Origin of the sequence: Streptomyces sp. MA5143a, assembly GCF_900290235.1 — a bacterium.
Classification (GTDB): domain Bacteria; phylum Actinomycetota; class Actinomycetes; order Streptomycetales; family Streptomycetaceae; genus Streptomyces.
On record NZ_OLMK01000034.1, the window covers coordinates 77,968 to 95,741 of the forward strand.

The 17,774-nt window shown below is 72.4% G+C and carries 14 protein-coding genes; 4 read left to right on the forward strand and 10 right to left on the reverse strand.

Translation table 11 applies throughout. The features are described from left to right. Positions 1–9: 9 nt before the first annotated feature. Positions 10–1,920 (reverse strand): molecular chaperone DnaK, encoded by a 1,911-nt coding sequence (dnaK, locus tag SMA5143A_RS16905; protein ID WP_107463879.1) that lies wholly within the window; start codon positions 1,918–1,920, stop codon positions 10–12. A 51-nt stretch (positions 1,921–1,971) separates the two neighbouring features. Further along, positions 1,972–2,262 carry a hypothetical protein gene (locus tag SMA5143A_RS16910; protein WP_258193568.1) on the reverse strand — a complete coding sequence of 97 codons (291 nt, stop codon included), beginning with the start codon at positions 2,260–2,262 and terminating at the stop codon, positions 1,972–1,974. Positions 2,263–2,479: 217 nt separating this feature from the next. Here SMA5143A_RS16910 and SMA5143A_RS16915 point away from each other — a divergent pair, with 217 nt between their 5' ends. Beyond that, positions 2,480–4,267 (forward strand): PucR family transcriptional regulator, encoded by a 1,788-nt coding sequence (locus tag SMA5143A_RS16915; protein WP_258193569.1) that lies wholly within the window; start codon positions 2,480–2,482, stop codon positions 4,265–4,267. 260 nt (positions 4,268–4,527) lie between these two features. Here SMA5143A_RS16915 and SMA5143A_RS16920 read toward each other — a convergent pair whose 3' ends face one another. Then, the gene (locus SMA5143A_RS16920) at positions 4,528–5,706 is read right to left on the reverse strand and encodes an acyl-CoA dehydrogenase family protein (RefSeq protein WP_107463745.1); all 1,179 of its coding nucleotides are present in this window, start codon (positions 5,704–5,706) and stop codon (positions 4,528–4,530) included. A gap of 148 nt (positions 5,707–5,854) precedes the next feature. After that, entirely contained in the window at positions 5,855–6,235 is a 381-nt protein-coding gene (locus tag SMA5143A_RS16925; protein WP_107463746.1) for a four-helix bundle copper-binding protein, read from the reverse strand. 284 nt (positions 6,236–6,519) lie between these two features. Here SMA5143A_RS16925 and SMA5143A_RS16930 point away from each other — a divergent pair, with 284 nt between their 5' ends. Both SMA5143A_RS16930 and SMA5143A_RS16935 read left to right on the forward strand, forming a co-directional pair. Continuing rightward, entirely contained in the window at positions 6,520–6,882 is a 363-nt protein-coding gene (locus tag SMA5143A_RS16930) for a DUF6479 family protein (RefSeq protein ID WP_055512508.1), read from the forward strand. A gap of 141 nt (positions 6,883–7,023) precedes the next feature. Then, positions 7,024–7,368, forward strand: coding sequence for a hypothetical protein (locus SMA5143A_RS16935; RefSeq protein WP_055715812.1), 345 nt, complete (start codon positions 7,024–7,026; stop codon positions 7,366–7,368). An 18-nt stretch (positions 7,369–7,386) separates the two neighbouring features. On the opposite strand, the gene SMA5143A_RS16940 is transcribed toward SMA5143A_RS16935, so the two are convergent. The 5 genes from SMA5143A_RS16940 to SMA5143A_RS16960 all read right to left on the reverse strand — a co-directional run bounded on the left by SMA5143A_RS16940 (position 7,387) and on the right by SMA5143A_RS16960 (position 15,011). Beyond that, positions 7,387–8,571 carry a 4-hydroxybenzoate 3-monooxygenase gene (locus SMA5143A_RS16940; protein ID WP_107463747.1) on the reverse strand — a complete coding sequence of 395 codons (1,185 nt, stop codon included), beginning with the start codon at positions 8,569–8,571 and terminating at the stop codon, positions 7,387–7,389. A gap of 224 nt (positions 8,572–8,795) precedes the next feature. Then, on the reverse strand, positions 8,796–9,986 hold the full coding sequence (locus tag SMA5143A_RS16945) for a type III PLP-dependent enzyme (RefSeq protein ID WP_107463748.1): 1,191 nt from the start codon (positions 9,984–9,986) through the stop codon (positions 8,796–8,798). Further along, a complete protein-coding gene (locus SMA5143A_RS16950) occupies positions 9,983–11,686 on the reverse strand; it encodes an IucA/IucC family protein (protein ID WP_107463749.1) in 1,704 nt (567 codons plus the stop codon). The genes SMA5143A_RS16945 and SMA5143A_RS16950 overlap by 4 nt, the downstream gene beginning before the upstream one ends. A 242-nt stretch (positions 11,687–11,928) precedes the next feature. Then, positions 11,929–13,614: an IucA/IucC family protein gene (locus SMA5143A_RS16955; protein ID WP_258193581.1), complete on the reverse strand. Its 1,686-nt coding sequence runs from the start codon at positions 13,612–13,614 to the stop codon at positions 11,929–11,931. A 197-nt stretch (positions 13,615–13,811) separates the two neighbouring features. Then, complete coding sequence (locus SMA5143A_RS16960; RefSeq protein WP_107463751.1) at positions 13,812–15,011, reverse strand: ATP-grasp domain-containing protein; 1,200 nt, start codon at positions 15,009–15,011, stop codon at positions 13,812–13,814. A gap of 352 nt (positions 15,012–15,363) precedes the next feature. On the opposite strand from SMA5143A_RS16960, the gene SMA5143A_RS16965 reads away from it, so the two are divergent. Next, positions 15,364–16,143, forward strand: a complete 780-nt coding sequence (locus SMA5143A_RS16965; RefSeq protein WP_181361901.1) for a (2Fe-2S)-binding protein — start codon at positions 15,364–15,366, stop codon at positions 16,141–16,143. 251 nt (positions 16,144–16,394) lie between these two features. Here the strand turns inward: SMA5143A_RS16965 and SMA5143A_RS16970 are convergent, their stop codons facing one another. Next, positions 16,395–17,234: a patatin-like phospholipase family protein gene (locus SMA5143A_RS16970; protein WP_107463752.1), complete on the reverse strand. Its 840-nt coding sequence runs from the start codon at positions 17,232–17,234 to the stop codon at positions 16,395–16,397. Positions 17,235–17,774 lie beyond the last annotated feature (540 nt).

A 17,774-nucleotide genomic window follows, 5' to 3' on the forward strand; every position in this document is an offset into this window, starting at 1 on the left:
GGCGGTTCCTCAGTCCTTGTCGAACTCGGCATCGATGACGTCGTCGTCAACGCCACCGCCGCTCGGGCCGCCGCCGGTCGCACCGTCCCCGGTGGTGTCCTGGTCGGGACCGCCCGTGGTAGCGCCGCCCTGATGCACCGACAGCCCGGACAGCACCTGCTGGAGTTCGGAGGTCAGGGGCCACACCCGCTCCACGCCTGCCTCCTCCTTGACCGCCGCGCGGGCATCCGCCACCAGCATCTCGGCGCGTGCCTTCTCGTGCGCGGGTGCGGCGTCGCCCAGCTCGGCGAGGCGCTTTTCGACCTGATAGGCGACGGCGTCGAGCTCGTTGCGGGCGTCGACGGCCTCGCGCAGGGCCTGGTCCTCGCCCTGGTTGCGCTCGGCCTCCTTGACCATGCGTTCGACCTCGCCGCGGTCGAGGTTGGAGCTCTCGGTGATGGTGATGCCCTGTTCCTTGCCGGTGTCCCGGTCTCGGGCCTTGACGTTGAGAATGCCGTTGGCGTCGACGTCGAACGTGACCTCGATCTGCGGTTCGCCGCGCGGCGCCGGGCGGATGTCGGTGAGCTGGAAGCGGCCGAGCACCCGGTTGTCGGCGGCCCGTTCGCGCTCGCCCTGGAGGACGACGATGTCGACGGCGGGCTGGTTGTCCTCGGCGGTGGAGAAGGTCTCGGCGCGGCGCACGGGGATGGTGGTGTTCCGCTCGATGATCTTCGTCATCACACCGCCCCGTGTCTCGACACCCAGCGACAGGGGGGTGACGTCGAGCAGCAGGACGTCCTTGACCTCGCCCTTGAGCACCCCGGCCTGGATCGCGGCGCCCAGGGCCACGACCTCGTCGGGGTTGACGCTCATGTTGGGTTCCTTGCCGCCGGTCAGTCGGCGCACGAGGGCCTGGACGGCGGGAATGCGGGTGGAACCGCCGACGAGGATGACCTCGTCGATGTCGCTCTCGCCGACCTTGGCATCGGCCATCGCCTGCTGGACCGGCTCCAGGCACCGCTTCACCAGATCGCTGGTGATCTGCTCGAACGTGGACCGCATGACCGAGTCGGTCAGATGCTTGGGCCCCGAGGCATCGGCCGTGATGAACGGCAGGCTGACCTGCGTCTGCGTCACCGAGCTCAGCTCGGTCTTGGCCTTCTCCGCCGCCTCGAACAGGCGTTGCAGGGCCTGCGGGTCCTTGCGCAGATCGATGCCGTTCTCCTTCTGGAAGTCGTCCGCGAGGTAATCCACCAGACGCCGGTCGAAGTCGTCGCCGCCCAGGTGACTGTCGCCCGCCGTGGAACGCACCTCCACCACGCCGTCGCCGACGTCGAGGATGCTCACGTCGAAGGTGCCGCCGCCCAGGTCGAAGACGAGGACGGTCTCGTGCTCCTTCTTGTCCATGCCGTACGCGAGGGCGGCCGCCGTCGGCTCGTTGATGATCCGCAGCACCTCCAGTCCCGCGATCCGCCCGGCGTCCTTGGTGGCGGTGCGCTGGGCGTCGTTGAAGTAGGCGGGCACGGTGATGACCGCCTCCGTGACCCGCTCCCCGAGCTGCTTGGACGCGTCGTCGGCGAGCTTGCGCAGCACCTGGGCGCTGATCTCCTCGGGCGCGTGGAGCTTGTCACGCACCTTGAAGCGGGCGACGCCGCCCGGACCCTCGACGACGTCGTACGCCACCGCCCTGGCCTCGTCCGAGATCTCGTCGAAGTGCCGGCCGATGAACCGCTTCGCCGAGTAGATGGTGCCCTTGGGATTGAGGATCGCCTGGCGTCGGGCCAGCTGGCCCACCAGCCGTTCCCCGGTGTCGGTGAACGCCACCACGGACGGTGTCGTACGGTTGCCCTCGGTGCTGGGCACGACGGAAGGCTCGCCGCCCTCCCACACGGCGATCACCGAGTTCGTGGTACCCAGGTCGATGCCCACTGCCTTGGCCATGAGGAGCTCCTCCCGGTGCGGCGGCATGCGCCGCGGCCGCGGTCCGATCGTTCATGTATGGGCGGGACGTCCGCCGACGCCGGTACGTCCGCCGACGCCGGTGGTTCGCAACCCGCCGAGCAGCCGTACAGCCTCGTCGGCGACCTCTTCGTCCACGACGACGTCGTACCGGCTGGGCTCCATCGAGCGGAAGAGGGCGACGAGCAGGGTGGAGACGAGCGGGTCCACCCAGTCGACCAAGCCGAAGAGCCAGCCGATCAGCGCTCCGGGAAGGGCCCCGCTCGCCGCACCGTGCAGGGCGGCCCGGCCGTAGTCCATACGTCCGACGACCTGCTCGGTCATCGCCCAGTCCTTCCTGCCGGTATGCACGGCGGCCCCCGGCACGCCCCAGACTGGCCAACGAAGCAGCTCTACGCCTGCGCCCGGCAGGTCAAAGAACGTCGGCGCCCGTCCCCCCGTGAGTACGAGGCGAAAACCCCGAAGACCTCGGGTGAGCCGGTAGCCGCTGGGTACGCGAAGTACGCCCACCTCCATGAGGCTCGGGAAAGGGAGTGATCCCATGGTCGGCCGCTGGGGCCGCTGGGCCCGGAACATGCGCCGAGGCCGTCCCGGCCAGGAAGGCAGCCCTCCACGGAGCCGTCCCGGGCGACACCCGACGACCTCGCGGAGTGGGTCCCGCCCGCACCTTCCCAGCCCGGCCGACCCTTCCCGCGAACTGCTGGCGGTCTCCCGCGCCCTGTTCGACACCCGGAACGAGGGCGAGATCCTGCGCCTGGCCATGGACCATGTGTCGGCCGTCGGCCCGTACCGAGCCGAGGCCGGATACCTCAGGGTGCACGGCCAGCTGGTCCCCAGCCCGCAGGGCGGGCCGGACCGTGCGTCAGAAGTCGACCGGACGGTGCGGGAGCTGGCGGGGCGGGACGGCCCCGTGGCCGTTCCCGGCCGGTCACGGGGCCGGGCCCTGGCCCTGCACGGACCCGGTGGACCGCACGGCTACCTCGTGGTGACGTCCCGCTCCCGGCCCACCCATGCCCAGCACTTCCTGCTCGCCGTGCTGGTACGCCTCACCGCCGCGGCCCTGTCGGTCGCCGTCGCGCACCGCCGCCAGCAGGAGGACGCGCTGGAGCTGCACCGACTACGACGAGAACGAGCGACCCTCCAGCAGCGGCTGATCTCCCTCGTGGTCGAGGCGGGATACCAGCGAGCCGTCCACGACGCGCTCGACGAGGCCGCGGCCGCGGGCGGCAGCGAGGAGGCCATCACCGGCGCGCTGCATGAGCTCACCGGATTTCCGGTGCTGGTGGAGGACCGCTTCGGCCGACTGCGGTCCTGGACCGGCCCCGGCCGGCCCGACCCCTATCCGGAACCGGACCCCGCACGCCACGAGGCGATGCTCCAGGGGGTCGCCCGGAGAGGCGGACCCGTGCGGATCAAGGACCGGCTCATCTGCGTGATACGCCCCCGCGGTGAGGTCCTCGGAGTGCTGGCCCTGGTCGATCCCCGGGACGAGGCCGACGATTACGCCGTGTTCGCTCTGGGGCACGCCGCCACGTCACTCTCCCTGGAACTGTCGCACCTGCGCCATCTCGCGGGGGTGGAGCTGCGACTGCGTCGCGAACTGGTCGACGATCTTCTGGCGGGCACGGACGAGGCGAGCGCCTACGCCCGGTCCGAGGCGTTCGGACACGACCTGCACCGCATCCAGTACGTGGTCGTCGTGCAGTGGAGGAGCCAGGTCTCCGACGACGCTTTCGCGCGGACCGTGGACCGGGCGGCGTCGGCCGTGGGCATGCCGTCATTGGTGACTCGGCGTTCCGACCACGTGGTCTTGGTCGCCGAGGGCAGGCCCCGTGACCACGCCTTGTACGAGGCGCTCGCCCGGGAGACCGGAACAACTGAAGGGACGATCGGGGTGAGCGCCCGCTGCGACACCCCGGACGGCATCCCCGGCCGCTACCAAGAGGCACTGCGTGCCCTGGAGGTACGCCGCCGGTCCCGAAGTCGGTACGGCACGACGTTCTTCGACGATCTGGGCCTCTACCGCATCCTGGGGCCCGGCAACGAATACCGGGAGCTGGAGGCGTTCGTTCAAGAATGGCTCGGACAGCTCACCGACTACGACGGCCGGCACCGCACGGCGCTCGTGGAGACCCTGTCCCGGTACTTCGACTGTGGCGGCAACTACGCCGAGACCGCCGAGTCCCTCACGATCCACCGCAGCACGCTTCGCTACCGGCTCCAGCGCATCCGGGAGATCAGCGGCCATGACCTCACGAACGTGGAGGACCGCCTCAACCTGCAGGTCGCGACCCGGGTGTGGAAGATCATGCTGGGCGGACCCGGTTGAGGCGCCCACCCGCAGGGGGGCCGGCTCCGCTGTCCCCATCCCACGGGGAGCAGGATGCGGTCCGCCGACATGGCTCGTCAGACGATGGCCTGCCGCACACCGCGAGTGTCCTGCTCCGAGCGGTTCCTCCGCGCCGTGCAACCCGAAACCTCGCCTGGCAGCAGCCACCGGTCACCACCGACAGCGGCATGAACCTCGGAATCCTTGGTGCCGTCCATCCCTCTTTTGTGCCAACTGAAAGTCCTCGTCACCACATCGCGTCAGCGTCGGACACGGGGCATCCCCAGGCCGATCCAGGCGATGATCTCGCGCTGGATCTCGTTGTTGCCTCCGCCGAAGGTGAAGATGACGGCAGAGCGGTAGCCGCGTTCGAGTTCGCCGTGCAGGACCGCGCCCGCCGAGCCCTCCTTGAGGGCGCCGCCGGCGGCGACGATCTCCATGAGCCAGGCGTAGGCGTCGCGGCGGGCCTCGGAGCCGTAGACCTTGACGGCGGACGCCTCCTGCGGGGTGAGGGTGGCGTCCTGGACGGCGCTGACCATGCGCCAGTTGAGGAGCTTGAGCGCGTCGAGCCTGGTGTGGGTCTGGGCGAGGCGGCGGCGCACCCAGGGCAGGTCGATGACGCGGCGGCCGTCGGCGAGCTTGGTCTCCATGGCCCAGCGCTGGACGTTGTGCAGGGAACGGATCGCCATGGTGCCGTGGGCGGCGAGGGTGACGCGTTCGTGGTTGAGCTGGTTGGTGATCAGCCGCCAGCCCTTGTTCTCCTCGCCCACGCGGCGGGAGACGGGGACGCGGACGTTCTCGTAGTAGCTGGCGGTGGTGTCGTGCGAGGCGAGGGTGTTGATCAGGGTGCAGGAGTAGCCGGGGTCGGTGGTCGGGACGAGGAGCATGGTGATGCCCTTGTGCGGCGGCGCGTCCGGGTCGGTACGGGTCGCGAGCCACACCCAGTCCGCCGTGTCGCCGTTGGTCGTCCAGATCTTCTGCCCGTTGACGACGTACTCGTCGCCGTCGCGCACCGCGCGGGTCTTCAGCGAGGCGAGGTCCGTGCCGGCGTCGGGCTCGCTGTAGCCGATCGCGAAGTCGATCTCACCGGAGAGGACGCGCGGCAGGAAGTACGACTTCTGCTCCTCGCTGCCGTACTGCATGATCGTCGGGCCGACGGTGTTGAGGGCCATCAGCGGCAGCGGGACGCCTGCCTGGGCGGCCTCGTCGAAGAAGATGAACTGCTCGATGGCGCTAAGGCCGCGTCCGCCGTACTCCTTGGGCCAGCCGACGCCGAGCCAACCGTCCGCGCCGAGGCGGCGGATGGTCTCCCGGTAGAAGCGCTTCTGCGCCGCCGGCTCGGAATGCCGGGTGTAGGCGCCCGCCGGGACCAACTCGGCGAAGTAGGCGCGCAGTTCGGTGCGCAACCGCTGCTGCTCGGGCGTGTATTCGAGGTGCACGGCGCCTCCAGGCTCCCCAAGGCCGACCTGACGGCGCACACGCTAGAACGTGTTCCAGTAATTGGGAACACGCGGGAGCCCGGCGGTCGGACCGATCGACGTGGACACCGCGCGACGGCGCCCGAGCGGACCGGAGGGGCCGTGCGGTTCAGCCGAGGGTGACGAGGAAGTCCGTGCAGGCCCGCGCGCAGGCACGGCAGGCCCGGGCGCTCTCCTCGGCGCCGGGGTGCTCGTCGAAGACGCGGGCGCACTCCAGGCTGACCGTCCGGCACCACTCGACCTGGACGCGGACGGCCGCTTCGTCGAGGTTGGTCTGCTCGGACAGCGCACGGCAGGTGGCGTCGCACACCTCCGCGCACATGATGCCCTTGCGCCGCATGTGCTCCTGCTCCTCGGGGCCGCCCGGATCGGCGAGGCTCGCCCGCTGGGCACACGCACGCGCACATTCGGTGCACGCCTGCGCACACGCGAAGCGGTCCTCGAGGAATCGGATGAGTTCCTGCTGCTGGGATGTCGTCGTCGAGGTCACCCGAGGCGGGTAGCCGGAGCGGTGTCCGTCAAACGCGGGCGCCCGCCGAGCCGGATTCACCCAGGGTCTGCCGTTTGGATCATGCCGGCTTCGGGCTACGGCACGTCGCGGCCCAGGCGTGATCGAAACGACAGGCCCGAGGCCGGTTCGCCGAGTTCCGTTTTCCCCGGCGCCCGACCGGGCACCCGTGCACACCCCGGAACGGGGGCAAGGAACGGTCGTCCCGACCGCCTCCCATGTGAGCCGACCCGGTTCACCCGACCCTTTGGGGGTATTCATCCGATATGAACACGGAATGGGCTAATTTCGCAGCAGAGCGCAGCGTGCTGGGCGGCGCCGCCCCGTTCATCGCCGGGGTGGTCGTCGTGTCGGTGCTGATCGGGGCCCTGTGGCTGGGTGCGCGCGTCCGTGCGCGTGAGCCGCGCCGTCCCCTCCCCGAGGAGCAGCCGAAGCTGCCCGAGGGCGGCCCCGTGCGCGAGGAGCAGGCGAACCGTGAACCGGACGAGATCCCGAAGAGCGACTACCGGCTGACGCCGTACGAGGTGCACGGGAACCAGGGCACCCGGCCCAACCCCGACAAGAAGCGGCCCCGCTGGAGCAAGAACAGCAGCGGCTCCTTCGGCAGCGGTGGGCTCGGCGCCCACTGACACCGCATCGCGACGGGCCCCGGCTGCGGCAGGGGCCCGCGCGCTGCCCGGACGGTCGCCCGGCCGACCCCCGGATCACACAGTTCCCTCATGGCCGCACGCGCGCGTACGGCCATGAGGGAACACGAAGGAGTGAGAGTCATGGCAGACCACCGGACGCTGCCCCTGCCCGACTACGACCATCTGCCGATCGGCGGCCTGGAGAGCCGCGTACGGTCGCTCACCGCCGAGGAGGTGGAGGAGCTGCTGACGTACGAGCGCGACCACGCCGACCGGCTGCCGGTGACCCAGTTGCTGACGGCGCGCCTGGACCAGCTGGGCTCGGGCGCCGAGCCCACCTCGGGCGACCCCGGTGCGCTGCGGCCGGAGCAGCACGGCCGCCGCTCAGGCTCCCCCGTGTCGCCGGCGACCTCGCCGCAGCCGATGAGTCCGCCTCCGCACGGCACCCCGGACCAGCGCGGCAGGCCGAAGGGCGACCGCACATAGGTCCAGGACCACGCGTGGTCAGTCCTCCAGCGCCAGCCCGGTGTAGTTCTCGGCCAGTTCGGCCGCCGCGTGGCGGGAGGTGGCGACGCGGTGCAGCTGGGAGAGCTGGAGCTGGGTCTCGAACGGGGACTGCTCCGGGTCGGCGTGCAGGGTCGTGGTCATGAAGTAAGAGAAGTGCTCGGCCCGCCACACCCGGCGCAGACAGGTGTCGGAGTACGCGTCGAGCAGCTCCGTCGACCCGGTCTCCTTCAGCCGCGCGAAGGCGCGGGCGAGCACGATGACGTCGGTCGCGGCGAGGTTGAGGCCCTTGGCGCCGGTGGGCGGCACGATGTGGGCGGCGTCGCCGGCGAGGAGGAGGCGGCCGTACCGCATCGGCTCGGTGACGTGGCTGCGCATCGGCAGGACGGCCTTGGCGGTGACGGTTCCGCGCTTGAGCCGCCAGCCGGGGTTCGCGGTCAGGGCGAACCGGGCGTCCAGCTCGTCCCAGATCCGCTCGTCGGACCAGTCGGCGGGGTCGGTGCCGTTGGGGACCTGGAGGTAGAGGCGGCTCACGGACGGCGAGCGCATGCTGGCCAGCGCGAAGCCCCGCTCGGAGTGGGCGTAGATCAGCTCGTCGTAGACGGGCGGGGCGTCGGCGAGGATGCCCAGCCAGGAGTAGGGGTAGGTGCGCTCGTACGTCGTCCGCACGCCCTCCGGGACGGCGTCTCGGGCCACACCGTGGAAGCCGTCGCAGCCGACCACATAGTCGCAGGTCAGGGTCTGTTCGCGGCCCTCGTGCGTGTACCGGATCACCGGGCGGTCGCCGTCCACGCCCTCCACGGCGTGCACCTCGGCGTCGAACAGCAACGGGCCGCCGTCGGCGAGCTGGAGGGCGATCAGGTCCTTGACGACCTCGGTCTGGGCGTAGACCCATACGCGGCGGCCACCGGTCAGCTCGGGGAAGTCGACGCGGTGGGCACGTCCGGCGAAGCGCAGTTCGATGCCGTCGTGCGGCATCCCCTCGGCGTCGAGACGGGCGCCGGCGCCGCAGGCCCGCAGCACGTCGACGGTGGCCTGCTCCAGGATTCCGGCGCGCTGCCGCTGCTCGACGTACGCCCGGTCCTTGCGTTCCAGGACGACACTGTCGATGCCCGCGTTGTGCAGCAGACGGGCCAGCAGCAGCCCGGCCGGGCCGCCGCCGATGATGCCGACGGTGGTGTGCATGAGTAGTACTCCTCGCCGTTGAGGACGAGCCGCGTCCCGCCTTCGGGAGCCGACCTTGGTCGTCAGATGTTCGTCAGGTGAAGTTCAGTTCACTAAGTTGTGGTGATGAGTCTGCGCCCGGCCCGCCCGCCTGTCAACGGTCACACACGGAGGGACGGTCGCGGAGGGCGGACGGTTCGGACGGGGCGGCGGCGGAGGCGGCGGCCGGGGGTCGAGAGGGCGGCTCAGTCCACGAAGTGGAACCCGGGATGCGGGTGCATCAGGAAGTCGTGGTGGGAGATGTTCCAGGCGTAGGCGCCCGCGAGGGAGAACGCCACCCTGTCCCCCGCGCGGAGCCCCGGCGCGTGGACGTTCCGGGCGAGGAGGTCCTTGGGGGTGCAGAGCTGACCGGCGAGGGTGACACGGTCCCCTTCGGCCGTGGGACGTGGCCACGGATGGGGCCACTCCCCCACGGGCAGCACCGAGCAGGGCTGGTCGTGACCCTTGGTGGCGGGGGTGCGCAGATGGTGGGTGCCGCCGCGCACCACGGCGAACTCCTCGCCGTGGCTGTGCTTCACGTCCAGCACCTCGGTGGCGTACCAGCCGCAGTAGGCGGTCAGGGCGCGGCCGGGTTCGATGCGGAGCGTCAGTCCGGGGTGGTCGGCGAGGAGGCGGGCGAGTCCGTCGCCGTACGACGGCCAGTCGAAGCGGCGGTCCGGGTCGGCGTAGTCGACGGCCATGCCGCCGCCGATGTTCACCTCGGCGAGGGGCACGCCGAGGCCGGTCGACCAGTCGACGATCGAGCGGGCGACGGACAGGTGCTCGGGGGCGTCGAGGCCGCTGGCCAGGTGTGCGTGGACGCCCCGCAGTTCGAGGTGGGCGCAGCTCCTGTCGGTGAGGGTGCGCAGGACGTCCGCCGCCCGGGTGGGGTCGATGCCGAACGGGGTGGGGCGCCCGCCCATCGCGAGGGAGCTGCCCGCGAGGGCGCCGTCCGCGACGGCGAGGTTGAAGCGGAGGAGGACCGCCACGCGGCGGCCGGGCGCGACCCGCCGGGACAGGTCGGCGAGCATCCGCAGGTCGTGCTCGCTCTCCACGTGGAAGCGCTCGACGCCGCGCTCCAGCGCGGTCGTGATCTCGTCGGGTGTCTTTCCGGGCCCGCCGAAGGCGAGCGGCCGGCCGGGAACGGACTCGGCGACGTGGACGAGTTCACCGCCGGAGGAGACCTCGTAGCCGTCGACGTACGGGCCGAGCGCGGTGAGGAGCTCCGGCTCGGGGTTGGCCTTCACGGCGTAGTACAGCTCGACCCGGTCGGGCAGCGCGGACCGTACCCGGGCGGCGTGCTCGCGCAGCGCCGTCATGTCGTGGACATAGGCGGGGAGTTCGGTCGGCTCCAGGGACAGGACGCGGTCGCGTACGGCGGGGGTCGGGGCGGTCATCGGGTGCTCCAGCGGAGGATGTCCTCGGCGAGGGGCGAGGGCAGACGGACATAGCCGGCCTCGCGGTCGGCCCTGCGTTCCCAGCGGGTGAGCAGGTTGGCCTTGGCGGGCAGCGGCACCCCGGCCAGCAGGGCGGCGAGCAGCGGTGGACGGCTCTCCTCGTCGGCGTGGGTCCGCAGCACTGCGCGGACCGCCGCCCACAGGTCGGCCTCGGTCTCGGGGTGGAGATCGGCGAGGGCGGCGAGCAGCTCGGCGAGGTGGTTGACCAGCAGGCAGTACACGATCCGGTCCCAGCCGCGCCGGGCGTCGTACGTCATCGGGCCGGCGACCTTGGGCGGGAGGGCGGCGAGGGTGTCGGCGTGGTGATCGGGGACGAGCTTGGTGCCCTCCAGGTCGCGGAAGAGGACCCGGACGGGCATGCCGTCGGTGTCGACGCAGATCAGGACGTTCTGGAGGTGGGGTTCCAGGACGACGCCGTGGTCGAAGAAGGCGGACAGGACGGGCGGGACGAGGAGGCGGAGGTAGGCCCGCCACCAGTCGAGCGCCGCCTCGGGGCCGCGTCCGGACAGGAGCCGGGAGATGTGGGCCGGGCCGGTCGGGTACTCGTCGGCGACGGCGGCCGCGAGCAGCGGGGTCGTGCCGGGCGGGAGCCGCCGGGACAGGCCCTCACGGACGATCACCCCGAAGCCTTCGAGCAGGGTGCGGTCGGGGGTGCCGTCGGGGCCGGGCAGGGCGAGGCTGCGGTAGGCGGGTTCGCGGAGCAGCGCGCTGCCGGGGAAGCGGGCCTCCAGGTCGGCCAGGGCGGGGGCGAGGACGCGGGTGAGGGCGACGGCGCCGGAGAGTTCGTAACGGGCGTGTCTGCGGACGCAGTTGGTGATGCGGACGTTGAGGCTGAACTTCAGGAAGGCGTCACCGTCGAAGAGGGTGCGGACGGAGGCGGTGGCCGCGTACTCGGGGCCGCCGGGCCCGAGGTCGAGGATGTCGCCGCGCCCGAGGGCCTCCCGCAGCAGGCGGTGGTCGCGGAGCATCTCGTACTGCCAGGGGTGCGCGGGCAGCAGCCGGTAGCCCTCGGGGACGTCGCCGCGTTCCGGGTCGAGGACGTCGGTGGCGCCGGGCTCGGCGCTCTCCTCGGCGATCAGGTCCTCGCGTACGGCGAGGTGGCGCAGCGGGAAGACGGCGCGGGCCTCCGGGGCGTACGACCGCCAGGCGGCGGCGTCGCCGGTGCGGGCCTTCGGGGTGGGGTGGAAGCGGTGCCCGAACAGCAGGGACTGCTCGGAGGCGAGGTAGTCGGGGCGCCCGTGGGGGTCGGTGTCGCGGTCGGCGAGCGCGGCGGCGAGGGTGCGGTGGCTGGAGTCGACCTGGGGCAGGAACTCGTCGTTGTGGAGACCGGTGCGCAGGGTCAGTTCGTCGTGGGTGTACTCGGCGAGGCGGCGCCAGTCGAGTGCCGTCCAGCCGGTCGCGGTCTGCTCGTGCACCGGGCCGGTGAAGCGGTGGGCGCCGAGCAGGGAGGTACGGCGCAGGGCCACGCGGAGGAGCGGGCCACGGCGGGGCAGTCTCAGCAGGAGGTGGCCGTCGCTGACGGCGGTCTGGCGCTCGGGCCCGGAGACCTCGCGCAGCAAGCAGTTGAGGAGGGTGTGGGCCGTCGCGTCGTCGGCGGTGGGCAGGTGAGCGGTACCGAGCGAGTCGGTCAGCGGGGGCATGCGGGGGCTCCAGCGGGTACGCGGGGGGTGGAGTGGGGCGGGAGGGTCACGGGGAGGGGCGGGGCGACGGTTTCGTCACCTGGGAGCCCGGCGAGCGTGGGCGGCTTCGGGCCGCGTCGTCGGACGGGTCGCCGGACGCATCGCCGGACGCGCCGTCGGACAGGTCGCCGGACCGGTCGCCGGGCACATCGGCGGCTTCCTCGGAAGCATCGCCGGACGCATCGCCGGTCGTGCGTCGGCCGTCACGCCGTACCTCCGCCTCGGAGGAGGTAGTTGGGGCCGGTCGTGTAGTGCTTGTTGATGTCGGCGGCACCCGATCGCTCCTTGCTGAGCAGGGTCCCGGCGGTCACCATCGCCTTCACCGGCAGTTCGGGGGCATTGAGGACCCGCTCCCGCAGTGCGGCGGCCGCGTCGCCACCGAGCCGGTCGACGGCCTCGGTGAGCCGGTCCCGTACGAGGTCCAGCAGCACCGGGAGCGGGGCGCGACCGTGTCGGGCGAGGCCGAACGCGTAGGCGCCCGCGCAGAGGTGCACGGTGATCGTGGTGAACACGTCGGCCACCGCCCGGTCGCCGGGAGCGAAGGTCCGGTCGTCGTCGAAGCCCCAGGTGCCGCCGCCGAGTGTGGCGGTCAGCCGGGTGCTGTTGACGCGGGGGCCGTCGTTGTCCTTCAGCAGCAGCCGCAGTTCACCGGGGGCGGGACCGAACACCAGGGAGATGTTCTGCTGGTGGGACTCCAGCGCTATGCCGTACCCGAAGAGGGTCGTCTGCCAGTCGAACAGCAGGGTGAGCACCGCGTCGAGCAGGGCGGTCACGTCACCGCCGTGGTGGCGTGCGGCGAGGTGGTCGACGACCAGGCCGCCGCCGGGCGCCTCGGCGAGGAGGGCGGCCATCGGGACGACGGCGCAGTCGTCGAGGTCCCCCGGGTAGCGGCGGCACAGAACGGCGAGCAGTTCGTGCCCGGCGTGCGCGTACACCGTCTCGTCGGCGTGCAGCACCCTGCCCCGGAAGCGGGGTTCGCGGTCGATCACCGCCTCCAGCAGCCGCTGGCCGGCGGCACCGTCGACGAGGGTGCCGGGCTTGACGGATCGCTTGTTGCGCAGGCCCAGGGTCGAGGTGGCCAGCGGGAGTTTGAGGTGCAGGGAGGGAGCGGCGGTCGGGGCGACCGTGCGCATCGACAGGGTGGGGACGACGTCGAGGTACGGCCAGTCGGCGAGTACGGCCCGGCCCGCGAGTCCGGTCTCGCGCAGCGCGGCGTCGAGGGGGGCGCCGACGGTCGACGGGTGGACGGGCAGGGCGACATGGGTGCGGTCGAGGTCGGCGAGACCGAGGGCGGAGGGGGTGGGCCATCCGTCCGGGAGCTGCCCGGCGACGGTGACCGACTCGCGGGGCAGGGCGAGCCACTGGAGTCGGAACTCTGGGTGGAACTCCGGTGCGTGGGCGAGGAGTTGCTTCTCGTCGAGGCCCGCGCGGCCGTGTGCGGTCGGGTAGACGGGGTGGTCGAGCCGGGCGGCGAGGGTCTCGTACGCCAGTTGACCACGCAGCCCGGTCCATTCGGCGAGGTCGGTGCCGTACAGCTCGCCGAGCCCGTCGGCGACCTCCTCGGCGGTGTCGTCGTGCAGCCTCGTCGCCACGAGGGTCTCGCGGCACTCCTCGGCGAAGGCGTCGAAGCCGTCGTGGTCGACGGGGTCGGCCAGAGCGCGCAGTTGGGCGAGGGCACTCGCGCAGGTCGGGTAAGCGGTGCCGTCCGACTCCCGGAGGAGCAGCGGCAGTCGGGCGGCGTACACCTGCTGGAAGCCGTCCTCGGTGACGGGGAGCAGCAGGGCGTCGTCGCCGACGGGCAGACGCAGCCAGGGGCCGTCCGGCCGCTCGACGAGGGTGCTGTTCCCCCGCAGCCCGACGACGTTCTCGCGCAGCAGGGCGCTGAGCACGCGGACGAGGAGGGCGGCCTCGGCAGGGTCGGCTGGGTCGGGGGAGGCGAGGGAGTGGGGTGCCCCGGAAGCGGCGGGATCGGAGGTCCCCGGGGTGGCGGGGGCGGCGGCTTCCGGGGCGGCGGGGGCGGCGGCTTCCGGGATGGCGGCGTCGGCGAGGGCTGCCGTCTCGACGGCGGCGGCGGTGGCGGTCGAGGTCACGGCTGGATCTCCCATCTGTGTGCGGCGACGAACTCCCCCACCGCCTGATCGACGGCCTCCTGACCGGTGCCGGTCACGCGGAGCACACCCAGGTAGTCGCGGTTGGTCCGGTACAGCTCGTGCCGCTCGCCGACGCGGCGCAGCGGACGGTACGTCAGGTGGACGCCGTCGAGGCGGAGCTCGGTCGGCTCCGGTGCCGCGACGAGCGTTCCGGCCCGGTCGGCGCACGGGTACTCCAGGAGGGCGGCGCCGTCGCGTCGTGGCTCCAGGTCGGCGGGGAGTGGCTCGCCGAGGTGGGTGCGCAGGATGTACTCGAAGAGGGGCAGGTCGAGCAGTTCGGCGAGAAGCAGGTCGCACTGGTCGCCGATGGCCCGGTAGTTGACCTCGATGACGCGGGCCCGGCCCTCGTGGACGACGAACTCGGTGTGGCAGGCTCCGAAACCGACGCCCAGTGCGTCGAGTTGGGCGAGGACCTGCGCGACGACCGGCTCCGGGTGGGCGGGGACGAAGGTCATCCGCTCCTCGATGAAGTACGGCGGCGGGGAGACCTCGGTGTGGAATCCGCCGAGGACGTGCCGGACGCGACCGTCTCCGAGGGTCTCCAGGGTGTACAGCTCACCCGGCAGATACTCCTCGACGACCAGGGCGGCGCCGGGGCGGCGGGCGAGGATCTCCTTGCCGTGGGCGACGAGGTCGGCGGCGTTCTCGACGAGCACGACGTCCTCGCTGGCGACGCCCTCGCGGGGCTTGAGGACGCACGGGTACGGCGCGTCGGCGACCGGCGGTCCGGTCAGGTCCGCCGGTTCGGCGATCTCGGAGGACCAGACGGTGTCCACCCCGGCGGCGGCGAGCCGGCGGCGCATCTCGCCCTTGTCCTTGCAGCGCAGGGTGGCCCGCCAGTCCTTGCCCGGCAGCCCGAAGTACTGCGCGGCGAGGGCGGCCTGGGTCTGGAGGTGGTCGCTGTTGGTGAACACCGCGGCGGGCCGATGGTGGGTGGAGATCCGGGTGATGACGGCGCGGAAGTCGCGTACGTCGCACGGGAGGACCTCGACACCGAGGTGCTCCGGGTACACGGCGCGATGGGCGTCCGGCTGGTCGGTGAGGATCGTGACGTCCGGACCGAGCCGGGCGGCGGCGGGCAGGAAACCCTCGGTGACGGAGTCGGTGGGGTTCAGGGCGAGGAGGTACAGACGCATGGGACGGTGCACGGCTTCCGCTGGCGGATGAGGGGTCGGACGGGGCGGGCCGGCGACGAAGAGGGCCGCGGAGGCGGTCTGGTCAGCCCCGCGATTCACGATCCGCACCCCACTTGGCCATCAGCACTTGATCTTGCAGCTAAGGTAAGGCTTACCTCCTCGCCTCACCAAACTCCCTCACGCTCTGGAGTTGCCGATGACCATGGCCTCCCTGGCGCTCCCCCGGGCCGCCGCTCCCCCGCACACCCCGGGCCTCCCCGCCGCCACCCCCACGCACGTCGCGGACCTCCTCCCCTCCACCCAGACGGGCGTCGCGGGTCTCCTCGCCGCCGCCTACCGCCGTCTGGACGAGATGGGCGAGGTGCTGTCCGTACGGGTCGGGGAACCGGGCCAAGGCCCCACGGCGGCGTCACCCGCAATGACCACCGGTGCCGTGTTGTTGACGGACGGCCGGGAGGGGGTGGAGGCGTTCGTCGAGGCCGAGGCCACGCGGATCCGGAGCCGCTACGACCACACCGCGCCCCGCCATGTCGCCGCGTCCCGGGCCCTCCATGACTATGTGTGGTCGGTCGCCCTGCTGATGAGCGGTGTCTGGTACCTGGAGCGACGGGTGCCGCGCATCGCCCCCGATGACGTTCGGGTGGACGTCACGTCGGGCACGTACGAGATCCGCCCGGGACGCGCCCTCGTCTGTCTGCCGGACGATCCCGCGGCGGTGCTCGACGGCGCGCGGACGGTCGGCCACCAGGAGGCGTTGCGGGCCGAGTTGCGGGCGGCCGTGGCGGACCACATGGGGCCGGTGCTGGAGGCGTTCGGGCCGTATGTACGCCGGGGCTCGCGGGCTCTGTGGGGCATGGTCTCCGACGACCTGGTCTCCGGGCTCTGGTACCTCGGGCGCGTACGCGGCGACGAGGCCGCGGGGGTCAGGGCCGCGTCGGAGGTACTGCCCGCCGCCCGCGCCCCCTTCCCGGGCGGTGCCGACTTCCGCGTACTGCGCACGGCCGACGGCCACGAGCACCCGACCCGCACCCGCAGGGGCTGCTGCCTCTACTACACGATCCGCCCGGCCGAGGCCTGCTCCACCTGCCCCCGCACGTGCGACGCGGAACGTCTGCGACGGCTGGAGGGCTGAGGCGAGGCGGCCAACGGCCTGCGGACGGCGCGGCGGCCCGTAGGCGGCGGTCGGGAGCCTGGCGGCTCGATTGCCGGGCGCCTGGGCTGCGGGGCGACTCCGTTGCGGGGCGGCTCCGTGGACCGGGAAGGAACGGCGGTGGCGTCAACCCCGAAGCCGACGCCCTGAAGTCGACTGCGGGCCCGCCGACCGCCGTGCCATCGACCCCGTAGCCGACGGCGAGCGCACCACGTGCCTCGCCTTGGCGCACATCACCCCTGCCAGCCCTCGACCACCGACGGGGCCAGCGCGCCGGCCTGGGCGTGGCCCGCGCGGGCCGCGGCCGGGCGGTGTGTGTCGTCCGCCAGATTGCGGCCCATCGCGCGACGCGCGGCAGCGTCCGGGGTGAGCAGGACGACACGCGCCCCTTCGCCGGAGAGTTCGGCGGCCTGCCGCGCGGCGCTCGGATGCGGGCCGACCGCCCGTGGGACGGGTACGACGGCCAGTACCCGGCCGTACTCGCGGGCGAGTTGGAGGTTGGCGGTCGAACGGCTGCCGCCGTCCATCCAGCGTCGGCCGGCCACGGTGACCGGCGGCCACACGACGGGCACGGCGCAGCTCGCCGCGACCGCTTCGAGGAGTGTGACCCCGGACGTCGAGTCGAACACCTCGGTCCGCCCGTTCCGCGCGTCGACCGCTGCGATGCGCAACTCCCCCTCGGGCCAGTCGCGTACGCCGCCCAGGAGCGGGGCGACCGTGTCGAAGACGTCCGACTCCGGGCCGGTCCGGGCACGGAGTGCCGCCCGGCCGAGGCGTTCGACGGACCGCTGGGGGTCACGGGAGCCGAGCGCCGCCCAGAGGTAGGTCGCGGTCTGGCGGGCCGTCACCGGCAGCCGGACCGCGTCGGCCCCGGAGAGCTGACGCTCGTAGAGATCCGCGGCCGGGACGCCGGACCGGAGCCGGGAACCGAAGACAGCGCCGGCGGACGTTCCGATGACGACATCGGCGCTCCCGAGATCGACCCCGGCCCCGCTGAGCCCGGCGAGCACTCCCGCCATCCAGGCTCCGCCCACCGGTCCGCCACCACCGAGCACGAGTGCGGTACTGGACATGGGCGCTCCTCCCCCTTGAGGCCCGCGGACACCCGATCCGCAGGACACAGAACGGGGAGCTGTCCCCGTTTTCCCGGTCGACCTTAGCACTTGAACCGGGGAGCAGTCCCCGGTAACAGGGGGCGGGAAGGGAGGGAGGGAGTTGCGGCGGGCGCCCGCCCCACCGACCAGGCAAGGAGGCCGTGATCCCCCGAGGCCCTGATGCCCGGCCAGCCTGGTTTCACGGGGTGGGTGACCCACTGGGCCCAGGGCCGCCGCCTGGTTCGCGGACGCCTGAGCGCTGTTGCCGTCAGGACGTGCCTGAGGGCTGTTGCGGCATGGACGTGGAGGTCTTCGCGGTACGGGCTCAAGGGCGGGTGTGGATCGGCCGATGACGGTGGCATGGAAGCGCACTCGCCCGTTGCACGCCGTCAGGTCTCCCGCCGTCTGATGACTGCCGGGCTTCTCGCCGGGGCCTGGGAGGTGGCGGCCGGGCCTCTGGCCGGGACGGCGAGAGCTGCTTGCACGCGCCCGGGAGCGACCCCGGACGGTCTGCGGGCG